Annotated in this window: 10 protein-coding genes; 4 read left to right on the top strand and 6 right to left on the bottom strand. The window is 45.1% G+C overall.

The features are described 5' to 3' along the window. The 3 genes from AYW75_RS13155 to AYW75_RS13145 form a co-directional block, all read right to left on the bottom strand. The coding region (locus tag AYW75_RS13155; protein WP_156490854.1) for a DUF4347 domain-containing protein at positions 1-4,397 on the bottom strand (4,397 nt) is incomplete at its 3' end. 47 nt (positions 4,398-4,444) lie between these two features. Next, positions 4,445-5,581 (bottom strand): TIGR03032 family protein, encoded by a 1,137-nt coding sequence (locus AYW75_RS13150; RefSeq protein WP_082856521.1) that lies wholly within the window; start codon positions 5,579-5,581, stop codon positions 4,445-4,447. Between the two features lie 139 nt (positions 5,582-5,720). Further along, the gene (locus tag AYW75_RS13145) at positions 5,721-6,833 is read right to left on the bottom strand and encodes an acyltransferase family protein (protein ID WP_067100131.1); all 1,113 of its coding nucleotides are present in this window, start codon (positions 6,831-6,833) and stop codon (positions 5,721-5,723) included. A 180-nt stretch (positions 6,834-7,013) separates the two neighbouring features. On the opposite strand from AYW75_RS13145, the gene AYW75_RS13140 reads away from it, so the two are divergent. Further along, positions 7,014-7,817 carry a SapC family protein gene (locus AYW75_RS13140; protein WP_067100130.1) on the top strand — a complete coding sequence of 268 codons (804 nt, stop codon included), beginning with the start codon at positions 7,014-7,016 and terminating at the stop codon, positions 7,815-7,817. Positions 7,818-7,888: 71 nt separating this feature from the next. Here AYW75_RS13140 and AYW75_RS13135 read toward each other — a convergent pair whose 3' ends face one another. The 3 genes from AYW75_RS13135 to AYW75_RS13125 are packed head-to-tail and all read right to left on the bottom strand — an operon-like array spanning position 7,889 to position 12,438. After that, a complete protein-coding gene (locus AYW75_RS13135) occupies positions 7,889-9,256 on the bottom strand; it encodes a TolC family protein (protein ID WP_067100128.1) in 1,368 nt (455 codons plus the stop codon). Then, a complete protein-coding gene (locus tag AYW75_RS13130; RefSeq protein WP_082856519.1) occupies positions 9,257-10,696 on the bottom strand; it encodes an HlyD family type I secretion periplasmic adaptor subunit in 1,440 nt (479 codons plus the stop codon). It lies immediately after the preceding gene. Positions 10,697-10,743: 47 nt separating this feature from the next. Further along, positions 10,744-12,438, bottom strand: a complete 1,695-nt coding sequence (locus AYW75_RS13125) for a type I secretion system permease/ATPase (protein ID WP_231886212.1) — start codon at positions 12,436-12,438, stop codon at positions 10,744-10,746. 465 nt (positions 12,439-12,903) lie between these two features. Between AYW75_RS13125 and AYW75_RS13120 the strand changes: the two genes are divergently transcribed. The 3 genes from AYW75_RS13120 (at position 12,904) to rfbA (ending at position 15,504) form a co-directional block, all read left to right on the top strand. Continuing rightward, entirely contained in the window at positions 12,904-13,473 is a 570-nt protein-coding gene (locus AYW75_RS13120; protein ID WP_067100126.1) for a hypothetical protein, read from the top strand. A gap of 62 nt (positions 13,474-13,535) precedes the next feature. Beyond that, the gene (gene rfbB, locus AYW75_RS13115) at positions 13,536-14,612 is read left to right on the top strand and encodes a dTDP-glucose 4,6-dehydratase (protein ID WP_067100125.1); all 1,077 of its coding nucleotides are present in this window, start codon (positions 13,536-13,538) and stop codon (positions 14,610-14,612) included. Positions 14,613-14,622: 10 nt separating this feature from the next. Next, positions 14,623-15,504 carry a glucose-1-phosphate thymidylyltransferase RfbA gene (rfbA, locus tag AYW75_RS13110; RefSeq protein ID WP_067100124.1) on the top strand — a complete coding sequence of 294 codons (882 nt, stop codon included), beginning with the start codon at positions 14,623-14,625 and terminating at the stop codon, positions 15,502-15,504. Positions 15,505-15,517: the final 13 nt, after the last annotated feature.

The raw sequence follows: 15,517 nt of genomic DNA, 5'->3' as shown, positions 1-15,517 counted from the left end.
TGACCTTGAGAGCTTTGTGCGCCCTGAAGGACATCGTTCCCTGTGCCGCCGTAAAGCGTATCGTTTCCTGTACCACCAATCACTAAATCGTTGCCACTGTCACCATACAGTTTGTCATCGCCGCCTTTCGAGCCGACGGTGTCATCCCCCGCGCCACCATGCAGCTCGTCATCGTCTTCACCTAGGACGATGTTTTGAGCGTTTGCGCCCGCATAAACGATGTTAGCGCCACCACCCCCTCGAATGGTGACGTTGTTGCCGACGATTACAGCAAACTCAATGTCATCCAAATCAATGATGGTTCCTGTTGGTAGGGCACGTGTATCAATCACCAAGGCTTCTTGGTTATTGCTGGAATCGGAACCTGTGATGCGAATAGGCGTTGCAGAAGCTGTTGAGCTGTCTGATGTCAATGTAACTTGGTTAACCCAAAGGTTGTCAGCATTACCTATGTTATTAAGGAAGTTGCTACCTGAGTTTTCCATGTCGTTTAAATCATCTTCACCGGCAGCGCTTTCATCAATTAACGATATCAGGGTATCGCGCTGGTTCTGAGTGCTGGCTGTGGCATTTGAGCGAGCCGTGGCTCCTATGCCTGTTGGCAAACTCAGAGTGGTGACAATTTGGTCAGCATTGTTGTTGGCAAAGTGCAAGGGCACATCGGCATCGGGCGTATTGCTATTACTGTCTTGGCGATTGCTTGATACCGGAGCCACAGTGACAGTTTCGATGGTTTGGCCTTGAGCATTGGTTTGTGTGGACTGTGTGACCGTGGCGCCGTCTACTTCTGTGGATTGAGTAGGTGTAGAAGGAGCAGGCGGGTTACCCACATTCAGAGTAACGGTATTCGCTGTAACCGAATCGTTTGTGCCATCACTCACAGTAAACGTGAAGCTGGCGTAATCGGCACCTGTGCCACCGCTATCTGGGGTAAATGTCAGATTGCCAATATTGCTTGCTTGTATATCGGTCCCTGTCGCCTTAATTTCAGTGCCTTCAAGCTTTAATATACCTTCCGTTGGTAGGGCTTTGATGGTGATATGATCCAGCGTATCGTCACTGTCTACATCGCTAAATCCAAAATCAGCAGCGGTGAAAGTATAGCTCCCATTGAAGGAAACAGATTCGGTGGTGTCTGCTGCGGTGGGAGCGTCATTAGCACCGTTGACCGTCACAGTTAATGTGGAGTCACTGGTATTGCCGGCGTCATCTTGGACGGTGACTGTCACACTAGAGGTCTTAGTAGTGTTTGCAGCAAGACTTTCAAACTCATCATTCGGGTCGAAGCTGACGCTACCATTAGCGTTAACCTTGAATAATCCCCCGTTGCTGCCCGCAACCGACTGACCGACATTACTGGATTTGCCTGCAACAGCTGTAACGGGTGCGGTGCTACTGGTATCTGTGTCATTAGCCTGAAGGGTGCTGCCACTGCTGTTTAGTGCGCTAAGCGTTGTATTGCCGTCGTCTTCTCCGATGGTCGCCGTTGTGTCATTGACAGCGCTTGGGGCCAAAGTGTCCAGCGTAATCGTGAGATCGGCAGAATCTGTGCTTATGTTGCCTGCAATGTCCGTAATAATGGTATCAACAGTGTTTGCACCGGAGCTAAGCTCATCTGTCTGAAAGGTGTAGGTCCAGTTGCCGGATCCATCAACGGTTGTCGTCCCCACCTCAGTGCTAGCCACTCGAACGGATACGCTTGCACCAGCTTCGGTACCACTGCCTGTAATAGTTGCCGTAGAATTATTCGTCAGATTATCGGTATTGCTTGACCCCGTATCCGATGCATCGGCAAGGTCTGGAGTGGAATTCACAGGCGTGTTGGCATCAACAACAATAGTACTGTTGTCCGCTAGATTATTGCCACTAGGTAATGTAAAGACAGCTGGGACGTTATCACTTTCCGCTTCTAGGGTGGCATCATTGGTTAACGCAAGGCTACTGACGTTTAAATCAGAGCTGTCGGTGTTGCCTTCGCTAATGGTGTAAGTGCCATTAAATGTCGTATTGCTACTGCTACTAAGAGTAACTGTTTGACCATTAGACAAGGTCGCTTGGAACGTGCCAGTGTTTGCTGTGAATGTGACAGCTTTATCAAAGGTCACGGTGACATTGACCGTATCACTGACTTTGTATGTACCGTTCGCAGTGGTGGAGGCAATGTTGGTGATCGTTGGTGCAGGGGCTGTAATAACACTGAAAATATCATTTTGTGTCACGGTGGCAAGGGTATTGCCTGCTGCATCTTTTGCGCCTGAGGTTTGCACATCAATATGACGAATGACCTCATTGGCATCGGCCACGTTGTAAGTAGCAACGTAGGTATCGTTGTCAGACCATTCACCGGATGCAAAGGTTAATGTATTCGTTAACGGATTTTCATTGGTCGTTGGGAAGGATAGTGTTGGATCTGTATTGGTATCCATCGCTTCATTAAAGTTGACCGTTAGGGTAAAGCTATTGCTGCCGACTTGTGTATCTGTGACCGTTGCAATCGATGGTGAAATAGCGCCAGAGATTGTCGGTACATTGGCGTCAATGGTATCGCCTGCTTGGCTAATGGCCGTGGTGTAAGTAGCAGAAGCATTACCTGCAGAGTCGGACAATACAAAACTAACAGGGATATCATCCCCAGCTGCTCGGTCTGTATGGCCTGCAACGACGGTATACGTAGCCGTATAGTGACCGCTTCCATTGTCTGTGAACCCTGTGACGTTTACGTCATTTACCGAGCCTGAGTCTAATGTTAGACCTGCCTCACTGGCGGTAATCGAAACGCTCACCGCATCCCCGATGGCCATACTACTGGCAGGGATAGAAACGCTGGAGATGGTGGGCAGTTCTGTGTCTACTGTAACGGTTAATGTTGATGAGGCAATTGAGATATTGCCCGCAGAGTCTGTTACTTTTGCGGACAGTGTATGGCTGCCATCGGTTAACTCGGATGAGGTAATTGACCAGTTACCGCTACCATTGGCTGTTGTTGAGCCTAACGGCGTCGTACCATCAGAATCGTATAGTGTCACCGTTGCGTTGGCTTCTGCTGTACCCTCTAGTGTTGGTGTGTCGTCGCTGGTTTTGTTATCCGAAGAGGATGAACCTTTATCCGATGCTGCAGAAAGATCTGGTGTGGACGGCGCAGATGGGGCTTGGTTATCGACTATTGACCCATTTGCACTTGTCGTTGCTTTTTGGTTGCTGTGATCGTCTGTAGCCGTTATGACGACTTCAGCTGTCGCTCTATTTATGTTTCCAGACTGGATGGTATAGCTTGCTGTCCAAGTATGGTCACTATTGGTTGCTGCAATGTCATTTCCACCGCCAAATGCGGCAAAGTTAACTGACACAGAAGAAATAGTATCGCTGTTATTATCACCATTCCCCGTGTTATCCCATTTGGCTGTAACAGTATCGCCGATAATAAAGTCACCATTGGTGCCAGAACCGCCGCTAATGCTGATATTACCTGTAGTCACGGTTGGCGCGACGTCATCGGTGACGTTGATTGTAAAGCTCTCTTGATAAGTTCCGCCATTATTATCGTTGGTCTGGATACGAATACTGTAATTGCCAGCTGACAACGCACTTGCATCGTTAGTTCTAAGAGTATTGCCACTGACATTGAATAGCGCGTTATTTGTATCGCCCGATCCAGAGGATAAAGTGTAAGTGTGGGAGTCGCTGACATCTGCGTCTGTTGTAGACAAAGCACCTACAGTACCGTTTTCTCCAGCACTTTGGCCTACAGTATTACTGGTTAATGCGATACCTGTCGGGGTGTTATTAGATGGAGGAGGGTTGCTACCGCCACTATCACCTCTTCCATCATTTAGGCAAGGATATTCCCCTCCAGGTAAGGAACCCTGAGACGTACACCCCAGACAGTGATCGATATCTTGCATTCCTGCCACAGTAAAAGGCAGTACGCTTTCAATTTCGCCATTGTTGTATTCTAGGTCCCAGTCGCCGCCTAGATCAGTAGGACCAGTACGGTCGTTTGATGCGGCCACATCCACATTAAGTCTGCTCGCCAGTTGGTCAACAAAGGCTTGGCCGGCTTCATTACCTGCCACAGTACAGCCGTAAATCATTAGGTCTGCGCCTTCGTCAAACACATTGCCGATACTGGCCAGTGCCTCAGCGCTGTTTGTTAGGCTATCCGAATTAATCGGATTATCCCCTAGAAATAATTTGCCATTACCCCCGTGCGAAACAAGGTGAACCGCGGATAAATTACTGTAACCCGCTAAGGCTTCAGCAAGGTTGGTGAGGCCATCACCTGATTCTGGCAAGAGAATCACAGGGGTATCTGGATTAACCCCTGCAATCAGGGTTTTATAGTCTGACACACTTGGGTCAACGACGATCACTTCGGTTACAGGGGTTTGGACGCTCATAATGTTGCTCTAAATAATAATTTGAAAATATTTAGCCCAAGTGGGGACTAATTTGGCAGGTTCATAATGCGTTGATGCAGCTCAGGCTCTTTAAAGCCAGGGCTATAGGGTGCAGGCTGATTGGCTAAAAACACCACATCGTAAAGCTCAGACACAGGGCCTTCGATGGTGAGCCAATGCTCTAACTTGCCGGTTTTATAGTTGAAAAGCTGTAAGCCGCAGCGTTGCAGTACTTTACGTGCTTCTAAATTGGCTTGCAGATTAATACCGGGCATTATGCCCTTTTTCGGACGCAGGCAGGATAAACCAACGACAGCAAGGTCTCCGACGAAGGTGAGACCGCGGGCAAAGCCTGCGCATTTGGCAACGGATACAAAGGATTTAGTATCAAAATCCACATAGCCAAACTCACCTTCGCCCGAGTTAAGGATCCAAAGCTTGCCATCGTGCCAGCGCGGTGAATGGGGCATTGATAAGCCTTTACACACCACTTTCTCGGTGGCGAGATCCATAATAAAGCCAGTACCGGTTTGGTGCTCTTTCCAAAGCAAGGGAGCATCGGTACGGCCACAGAAGCTGGCGTAACGTAACTCGCCATCTCGTGCGCCAATGCCGTTTAGATGACAGCGGTCTTCTGGTACCAATTCAGAGATAAAGTCTGGCGTCCAAATCGGCTTGAAGGAATAATGTGGATCAATGGCAGCAATACAGCTGTATTGGGTATTGGCATAAAGAAAGTCGTAGTGTTGGCCCCGAAAGCTCACATCCGCCAGTACATCGTGAGTGTTACTGTTGCCCACCATATGACAGGTGCGCGGCATATAGTTAGCGCTAAATTGCGTTTCTTTAAACTCTAGCGGACCAGTATTGCTAAAGCGCCAAATTTGCTCGCGCGTACCGACCCAGAGCTTATCTTGATCAACCGCTAAGCCCATAGCCGTGCCGACAGCACGATCCAGCGTGTAAAACTGCCCAGTAGGTGTTGTGCCCAAAAACAGTATTCGCCCTGATTGATAGGTCGAAGCAATTAATGAACCTTGGCTCTCTTGAAGCCAATTGGCAAAACCGGGGGAAGGGATAAACTCAGGCGCTCCGGAAACGCCTTGTTTGCGCTTTCCTTCAGCATCAAATCCACGACGTTCCATATCTGACTGGTTCCAGTCATTGATTGATTTTTCAGACATATAATTTCGATATGTGTATTAATAATAAAAAAGTTGTACGATTGGACCACTTTTTATCATTACTATGCAATAACTTAGCACAAGGTTTGTTTGATCAATTGGCCAAGATTATAAAAAGTGCGGTTGTCTATATCATCAATCAGGTTGGTTTTAATGCACGACGGTTCTTTTTTAGTTTTAATGCAGGCGCTTCAATAAAGTGCCACGAAAGGATTGCGAGTGGTAGTGTTATGGCGGTAGTGGCGATAACCATGGTTAGAAAATCCATTGCAAACCAGTGTGCTAAGCTTTGTTGAACGGGAAATGCATAAATATAAAGACCATATGAATAATCCCCGAGTGCATTGTACTTTCTAATCCAACCTTGGGGGAGGTATGCCAGTACCAGTACGGTGTAGCAAATGGTAATTGGCAAATAGAGGGCAGCCAATATGCTGTCTTTTAACCATGGTATCCCTGCTAGCAGTAAGCACATGGTCCACCAATTAAGCTGAATCTTAGTTCTGAAGTTATAGGCATTTGCGCCTATAAAGAAGGTACTGACAAATAATAAAATATCATAGTGCTGTTGTTTGCTTTCGGTCTGAAAGTAGTAACCAGCGACAAGTATAAACAGGCTCACACAGACTAACGATAAGCCACTTAATACAGGTTTAAAATGGGTCCATTTTGAAAGAATGATTTGCTGTAAGCAGTAAAATACGACTGTCATTACATACATCCATGTTTCAAATGGCAGTGTCCAAATGGAGCCATTAACGGTGTTTGGATAAATGTTTTGAGTAAACACAGCGGGTAGTATGAATTGCGTGTGTATGTCGAGTAAGTTTAGGTTATAGAAATATTGCCAAGTCAGAGGTTGAGTAAAATAGTCTGATACTGAGAGAGTGCTAGTGAGTGGCCCTAATGCAAATACTGTTAATAGCAAGGTAATGAATAAGGCTGGCAATAAGCGCAGTGCTCGTGCTTGAAAGTAAGACGAAAGGCTGCTACTACGTAGTAGGCTACGCTGTATTAGAAAACCGCTGATGGCGAAGAATACGACTACGAAAAAAGTCCCCATTCCAATATTCAAAAAGCGCTCAAATGGATCTGTGATATCGTGCGCCATTCCTGTCAATACATAGCTGTGAGCGAAGAGCACTCCCCAAGCACACAGAATACGTATGAGGTGTAAATTATTGTCTGTATTGTCAGCAGCCACGGAAAGTTTTTGTGAAATGGCTGGTGATGCTAAAGGTAATGAGTTCAATCACAAGTCCTTGCAATGGTATAAATAACTGAGTGTATCAAAGGGAATTCCGGAACAGTGAAAAAATCTTAAACTTCAAGTGCTTGTTGTTGTGTTATGGGGTGCGCTTGGTTTGTAGCAGCGCGGTGTTCACGGCATAATAGGAAAATATTTTTTTGCCTTTCCAAGGAGTTTCACAACATGTCGAATTGGCACGCGCTCAGTAAAGAAAAACACGCTAACGCTGGTTGGGTATCACCAACGGGCTATCCACAAGCTAAGACAGATGCTATTGCCCCTTTGCTTATTGCTGAAATGGGCCATGCTATGGCGTACTACCCATTTGCTTTTGCTCCGATTGAGGGTGGTGCTTACCGTCTAAATGTCTTGATGTCTTTTGAAAGTGAAACAAACTTGTTTGTGAACTTTCAAAGCAAATGGATGGTGCCTTATGTGCCTGCGGTGTATCGAAGCTATCCGTTTAATATGATGCAAAATACGGAAGGCGGTCATGTGTTGGCGGTTGATGTAGATTCGGAATTTTTCCATGAGTCAGCTGAGTCTGAGGATCAAGTGGTATTGTCTGATGATGGACAGCCAAGTGATAGCTTGAAACCTTTGATTGAGTTTATGCAGCAGCGATTACTACAGCAGCAACAAACTGATCAATTAGTAGCGCAACTGGTAGAAAAAAATCTAGTTGAAGAGTGGCCTATTGAATTGAAGTATGGCCCTGATGATGAAGATGTTCGTAAGTTAGCTGGGCTGTATCGAATTAACGAGAAAGCGCTACAAGAGTTGCCTGAAACTGAGTTAAGTGAATTAGCAAAAAGTGGGGCGCTTGCCATTGCCTATGCACAGTTGTTCTCACTGGCGCGCTTGAAAGACTTACAAACTCGCTATGTTCAATTCAAGCAACAGACGCAACAACAGGCTGCGCCAGAAGAAATTGATCTGGATAAGCTGTTCGATGGCGATTCTGATAGTGATGTCTTTTCGTTCTAATCATCACAGATATTAAAAAACGGCTTATTGAATGCTCAATAAGCCGTTTTTTATGTATTTAATACGATTTTTTACAGTGTGTTGGCGTCAAAAATTTTATCAAAACGCGCGACAGTAGTATCGTTTAGCTGACCTGTTTCCAATAATAGATTGAGGTCTGCTAGCACGTAATCCATGAGTGTTTTAGCGAACTCTAAACGCACATCGTATAGGTTGGTACGCGCTTCTAGTACGTCTACTTGGCTGCCTAAACTGAGGTCGGCTTGACGCTCTGCAGCATCTAAGTAGGCTTGACTGGATTTACGTGACTCTTCAATGGCTTCTAAGCGCTCATGAAAAGAGCCAAGCTGGGAATAAGCCAGTTTGATGGATTGTTGCTTGTCCGAAAGCGTCTTTCTATAACGTACCTGTGCTGCATTATAGCTGGCTTCCGCTTGACGTGCTTGCGCAGAGGCTTTGCCTCCTGAGTAGATCGGCACCTCAAGATTTAAGGCAGCAACATAGCGTGTGTTTACATCCGTTGGGTTATCTGAATATTGATCTAGGTAGCTTAATGAAAAGTTCAATGTTGGTAAGTGCCGAGCAGAAGAGGCTTGGGCTTCTAGCTCTTTTGCTCGAACGTTCGATTGTTCCGCTAAGACCTGTGCGTTATCGGATACTCGCTTAAGCCATTCTTGCTGCTCACCAGTAATGAGGTTTGGCTGTACTAAATGGCTGTTTTTCACCCAGTTTTCAGGTAACTCAATGGGCTGTCCTGTGATGTTTTCCAACCCAGTTTGCGCATCGTCTAATTTGCTTTTTGCTTGCAAGAGGTCACTTTTTGCTACATCGCGACTTGAGCGTGCGCTTAAAGCATTGAGTCGGTCACCTACACCTAACTCGTTCATCCGCTCAGTTTGATCAAGCTTAAGCTGTAATGATTCGAGCTTTTCTTGGGTGATGTAAACGCGCTGAGCGGCTTGAAGGGTTTTTAAATAAGCTTCGCTGACACGATAAATAAGTTCTTGTTCAGCACGGGTGTAAGCGAAACTTGACTGACGTACGCTTTCTTTAGAGCTACTGTACGCCTTCCAAGCACTTACGTTTATTAGACTCTGCTGAGCATTTAGTTGGAAGGAATAGTCCTTTTGTTGCTCTTTTGAAAGTTCTCTTCTGGTGTCACTGTCATCGTTATCAGAGTAGCGATAAGTCGATGTAAAGCTTACATTTGGAAGTAAATTAGCGCGGCTAATATCATCGACTTCTTGCTCTGCTTTGAAATTGTGGTAGGCATATTTCAATTCAGGATCGTTCTGTTTTGCAAGTTGTAAGGCGCCTGAGAAACCAAAGGTTGGAGCCATAGTAGAGTTTGGTTCGACCGTTTCCTCTGCCCATAGGGCCGAGGAAACGCTGGCGCCAATCAATAATGCAATCAGATGTTGCTTAAAGTGTGTCGGCATTTATTTCTCCGTTAAACTGCGAGCAAAGCTGTCTGTTAGAGGTTTCATTAAGTAGCTGAACAGTGTGCGCTCACCACGGCGAATCATGACTTCTGCAGGCATGCCGGGTATTAAGCGCATGTCTTCGTTCATATCTTCACGGCCTTTATCCGTAATTTTTAAACGTGCTAAATAGTAGGGCGGCTGATTTTGCTGTTCTGGTTGTAAACGGTCAGCAGAAACATTCACTACTTCGCCTTGAATAACCTTGGTGACGCGAGAGTTGAAGGCAGAAAAGCGTATGTCTGCAAACTGGCCAATATGAACGTCGTTGATGTCATTGGTCATTACACGACTTTCGATCACGAAGTTGTCTTCAAGCGGTACTAGGTCCATTAACGGGCGACCTGAATTTGCCACGCTGCCAACAGTATGTACTTTCATGTCTACAATAGTGCCATCTTCTGGAGCACGAATAATCGAGCGCTCTACACGGTCTTGAGCAACTTGGTATTTCTCTTGGATGTCGAAATAGCTGGCTTGCGTCTGTTTAACTCGATCGCCTACGTCTTTTAAGAAGTCTTGCTTGCGTGTGGCGATTTGAAATTGAGTTTCGGTTTTCTGAATTTTGAGGCGAGCGATATCTGATTTAATTTTATTGATCTCGTTTTGTGTCGAGATAATAGAACGGTTCAGTTCACGTGCGCGGTTATTGTCACCTAAGCCTTCATTGTATAGCGTGGTGTAGGCTTGCTCTTCTTCATTTAAAAGCTCTAGTTGTTGCTCCAGACCAGAAATTTGGGCATTTAAGCCTTTTACTTGCTCATCTGTTTGTTCAAGGCGTGTTTCAAGTGAGTCCGCTTCTTGTCGGTAGGCTGAAATACGAGCATTCAGCAAAGCACCTTGCTGCTTTAACGCACTGGCGACATCTTGATCGCCTTTGGCAGCATCTTGAAGTGCTTGAGAGAACGTTAAGTCATCACTTAGATTCTGCTCTGCTTCTAGACGCTCAAGTTCAGCTTTAGCAATTTGCAGGCGTTTGTAGCTACTTTCAAGCTGAGCTTGAAATTGTGTGTTTTCCAGTTTGATTAATGGTGCTCCAGTTTTTACGTAATCGCCATTGCGTACATAAATCTTCTCTACAATGCCGCCTTCGTAGTGTTGGATCGTTTTACGATAGCTGTCTACGACCACTTCACCAGGCGCAATTAAGGCACTGTTAAGAGGGGCAGTTGTTCCCCACAACGTGAATGTGCCTAATGTAATCAACAAGAAAATCAGGCCAAATTTTACGTAGCGGCGATCGTTAGTATCGATTTGAACGTCGTCAGTTACAGGCTGGCTTGGCTCGTTGCGGCTTGGCTTTTCTCGGTTTACTTCGGAAGCTGGCTTTTTGACAGTTTCTATTTTGGCGAGCGCTTGAGGCTTATTCTCGCTGTCTTTATCTGTGTGCTGTGTCATGTCTAATTGTCTCAGAATCTTGGCTAAATAGTCGTTTAATACGTTGCTTATGCTCGAAGCGCGGTTTGCTCACTGGCTTTTTGTTGCGCCAGTTTTTGCATCACCTCTTCTTTAGGCCCAAACATTTGCATTTGACCTTCTTTAAGAACCATAAGCTTATCGATGCTTTTTAGAATCGATGTACGGTGACTGATAACAAACGTTGTTACCTGTTCATCTTTTAGTATTTGCATGGTTTCGCCAAGGGCTCTTTCACCTTGTTCATCTAGGTTTGAGTTTGGTTCATCTAATACCACTACCTTCGGGGAACCGTAGAGTGCGCGAGCTAATCCAATACGTTGACGTTGGCCACCAGATAGGGCACCTGAATCGACACCAATACGAGTATCGTAAGCATCAGGTAATTGTAGGATCATTTCATGCACGCCAGCCTTTTTCGCTGCAGACACCACTTGGCTTGCATCTAAATTACTGAAACGGGCTATGTTTTCACTCACCGTGCCATCAAACAGTTCGATGTCTTGCGGTAGGTAGCCAATGTATGGACCAATCTCATCACGGTTATAATGTTGCACCTCGGCACTGTCGATACGCAGAGTACCGTTCATGGTTGGCCAGATGCCTAAGATCGCTTTTGCAAGGGTCGATTTACCTGCTGCACTTGGGCCAATAATGCCAACCAAGTCGCCCGGTTGAACTTTGAAGTTCACGCCTTTTAATGTAGGCGTGCGTGAGTTTGGTGGCCCAACAAATAGGTTGATGGCATCCAGTTGACCTTCCGGTTTAGGAAGACTCATGTTGCGATCTTCTTGTGGGAAAGCATTTAACAGCTCAGTTAAACGGGTACGTGCTGTACGAGCATTGTTAAAACCGGACCAACTGTTAATCAATAAATCAAGCGGTGCCAATGCTCGCCCCATCAAGATTGAGCCAGCGATCATCATGCCAGGTGACATTTCGTTGATAACAACATAGTAAGCACCAAGACCTAGAATCGCTGATTGAAAAATCATACGCAGTACTTTTGATAAATTAGAGAAAACCCCTGCTTTATCACTGGCTTCTGTTTGTTTATTTAAGAACGATTTATGTTGTTTGCTCCAGCGCCCCATGATGCCAGGCAACATCCCCATAGCATGAAGGACTTCAGAGTTGCGAAGGTTACTTGAGGCTAAGTTCTGTGCTTTTAGGTTTTCACCATTGGCTTCGGTTAACGCTTTCTTGGTGAATTTTTCGTTAAGAATGGCGATAGCAAATAAAATGGCGCCTGCTCCCAGCGCGAACCAACCAAAAGCTGGGTGGAATAGGAACAGGATGCCTATGTAGATTGGAAACCATGGAGCGTCAAAAAATGCAAATAAGCCATTCCCCGTCAGAAATTGACGAATACTGGTTAAATCGCTAAGTGGTTGAGCGGTGCGCTGATTTGGCATTTTTACGCCAGCTTTAAACATAGCACCATATACGCGATGGCTTAGGAATTGGTCGATCTGGTTAGACACACGGACTAATATGCGTGATCGAACCCATTCCAAAACCCCGAGTACAGCAAATAGAAAGACCATGATGATGGTTAAAAACAGAAGAGTTTCTAAGCTTCGAGAAGCGACTACTCGATCGTAAACTTGGAGCATGTAGAAGGGTGCAGTAAGCATCAAGATGTTGATGAATAAACTAAAGAAGCCCGCGGCTATAAAACCACGTTTACTCGCTTTAAGCGCACTCCCTAAATCATCTGCCATGTTTGAGTTCTTCATAAAAATTTCGGTCTTCTATGTCGTAATGGATTTAAAGTTACAAGAAATATGTTACTGGAGCTGGGTTAATGCGTGCACTTGCTCAAATTACAACCCCAGTAAGTTAGCGTAGGTTAACAAAGTTGCTCGTAGTGCATGTGATTCTACTCACTTTAATGAACAATGAGGGGCGTTATTATGCTGCTTTGTGATTTTTATTCACAATACCAAGTTCAAAATAAGTGCGATCTGCAAAATGCCATGTTTTATGCTAGATTAGCGCAAAATGCTGTAGCTATTTATAAACATGAAATGTGTGTTTTTACGGGTGATGATGAGTTCAAAATAGTCCTTAATTTTTGATAAAGCTGCCTGTTGTATTCTTCCATGTTGTTTCCATCAGTAGCCTATGACATACGCTCCTAAATTTTTTATTGTTACCCCTGTTGGGGTTTAGAAGATGTATTAACCATGATAGAGCATCTAGTTCAAACTATTTCTATGAGTTATTCAACTACTGAAGATCGTTTGGAAATGCGTTGTAGATCAGGCGATTGCGCACACAGTCTGTGGCTATCGCAGCGATTATGGAAGCGCTTAACACCTGCCTTGATAAAGTGGCTGATAGATTCGGGTGTAGGCTCTCCTCAAGCAGGGGATTTTATTCGCCAGTCTATGTCTGAGTCGGTCGCTGAACCTGTGATTGTTCCCCAATATGAACCGGTTAAAAGTGTGGTTACTAATATGGTGACTGCGGATTCTGAGCCTTCTGATGTTGATCCAGCTGTTAAATGGGTACCAGAAACATGGTTGTGCACTACTGCAAATCTTAGTATGGCAGAACAAAAAATTCGTATTCAGCTTGTTTCAGAGCGCAGTGAGCATGTTTATGTACTTTCCATGTCAGCATTAGAAACAGGGCACTTTTTAATTGCGCAAAGACAAGCATTGAAAGAATCTGAGTGGCCTTTTGAGTGGCCAAATTGGTTGCAAACGGAATCAATAGTGCAACCTGATGAAAGTGTTAGGTTTTTGCATTAGTGCAAAAGATAAGGGTTACATTATAAAGAGCTATTTGTTCTTTATTGTTTAAAGAGAATGGTATGAAAATATTAATTACTGGCGGTGCTGGATTCATAGGCAGTGCGGTAGTACGCCATGTACTACAAGATACGGATCATGAAGTAGTCAATCTGGATAAACTGACTTATGCAGGTAATTTAGATTCGATCCCAGTTGAGCTAACTGAGGCTCGTTATGCGTTTGAGCAGGTGGATATTTGTGATGGCGTAGCATTAGATAAAGTGTTTAATCAGCACCAACCTGATGCTGTGATGCACTTGGCGGCTGAAAGCCATGTTGATCGCTCTATTGATGGGCCAGGTGACTTTATACAAACCAATATTGTTGGTACTTATATGCTGCTTGAAGCAGCTCGACGTTACTGGTCGGGTTTAAGTGCCGACAAGCAGCAAATATTTCGTTTTCATCATATTTCAACCGATGAAGTGTACGGCGATTTACCACACCCTGATGAGGTGGACGGTGATTTACCTATGTTCACGGAAACTACTGCCTATGCGCCAAGTTCGCCATACTCGGCGAGTAAAGCTAGTTCAGACCATCTTGTTCGCGCGTGGTTACGTACCTACGGTTTTCCTACGATTGTGACAAATTGCTCTAATAATTACGGCCCTTACCACTTCCCTGAAAAATTGATCCCACACATGATTTTGAATGCGTTATCGGGTAAAGCGTTACCTGTCTATGGTGACGGTTCTCAGATACGTGATTGGCTCTATGTTGAAGATCATGCACGTGCTTTGGTGAAGGTGGTTACGGAAGGTGAAGTAGGAGAAACCTATAACATTGGTGGTCATAATGAAAAGCGTAATATCGAAGTGGTCCATACGCTCTGTGACTTATTAGAAGAGTTAGTGCCCAACAAGCCTAATGGTGTAACGGCTTATTGCGACTTGATTACCTATGTGAAAGACCGTCCTGGGCACGATGTACGCTACGCTATTGATGCCAGTAAAATTGCCGATGATTTAGGCTGGAAGCCCGAAGAAACCTTTACCTCGGGCATGCGTAAAACGGTACTGTGGTATTTAGCAAACGAGTCTTGGTGGCAACGTGTACTAAACGGCGATTACAAGCTTGATCGTTTAGGTGAATAAGGTGAACAGCATGGCAAAGCGTAAAGGTATTATTTTAGCGGGCGGCAGTGGTACTCGTTTGCATCCCCTGACGTTAGGTATGTCAAAGCAGCTGATGCCGATTTACGATAAACCGATGATTTATTATCCGTTGTCGGTTTTGATGCTGGCAGGTATTCGTGAAATTTTGATTATTACGACGCCTGAAGATCAAGCAAGCTTTAAAAAGCTATTAGGTGACGGTCGCTACTTTGGTGTTGAGTTGACCTATGCTGTTCAGCCTTCTCCTGATGGGTTAGCGCAAGCGTTTATTATCGGCGAAGAGTTTATTGGCGACGATAACGTTGCGTTGGTATTGGGCGACAATATCTTCTTTGGTCAGCATTTCTCGGATAAATTAAAGCAGTCTGCCGCACAAACATCGGGCGCTACGGTATTCGGCTACCATGTTATGGACCCTGAACGCTTTGGTGTGGTGGAGTTTGATGAGCATGGTAAGGCCATTAGTATAGAAGAAAAGCCGGAAAATCCGCGTTCTAATTATGCTGTCACAGGACTGTATTTTTACGATAATGATGTGGTTGAAATTGCCAAGAATATTCAGCCTTCTGTGCGTGGTGAATTGGAAATCACAGACATTAATTTAGCGTATTTAAAGCGTGGAGATTTGCATACTTCTTTGTTGGGGCGTGGTTTTGCTTGGCTGGATACAGGAACGCATGATTCGTTGCTGGAAGCTGGACAGTTTGTGCAAACGGTTGAGCATCGCCAAGGGCTGAAAATTGCGTGTCTGGAGGAGATTGCTTTTCGACAGAATTGGATTAGCCAAGCGCACTTGCTGAGCGCGGGTAATGCGTTAAAGAAAACAGGATACGGACAGTATCTTCTTAAAGTCGCTGATGGTTATCAGTAAGCTTTATTAGGAC

Source organism: Marinomonas atlantica, from assembly GCF_001639725.1.
GTDB lineage: Bacteria > Pseudomonadota > Gammaproteobacteria > Pseudomonadales > Marinomonadaceae > Marinomonas > Marinomonas atlantica.
This window is presented reverse-complemented; position numbering and strand designations above follow the sequence as displayed.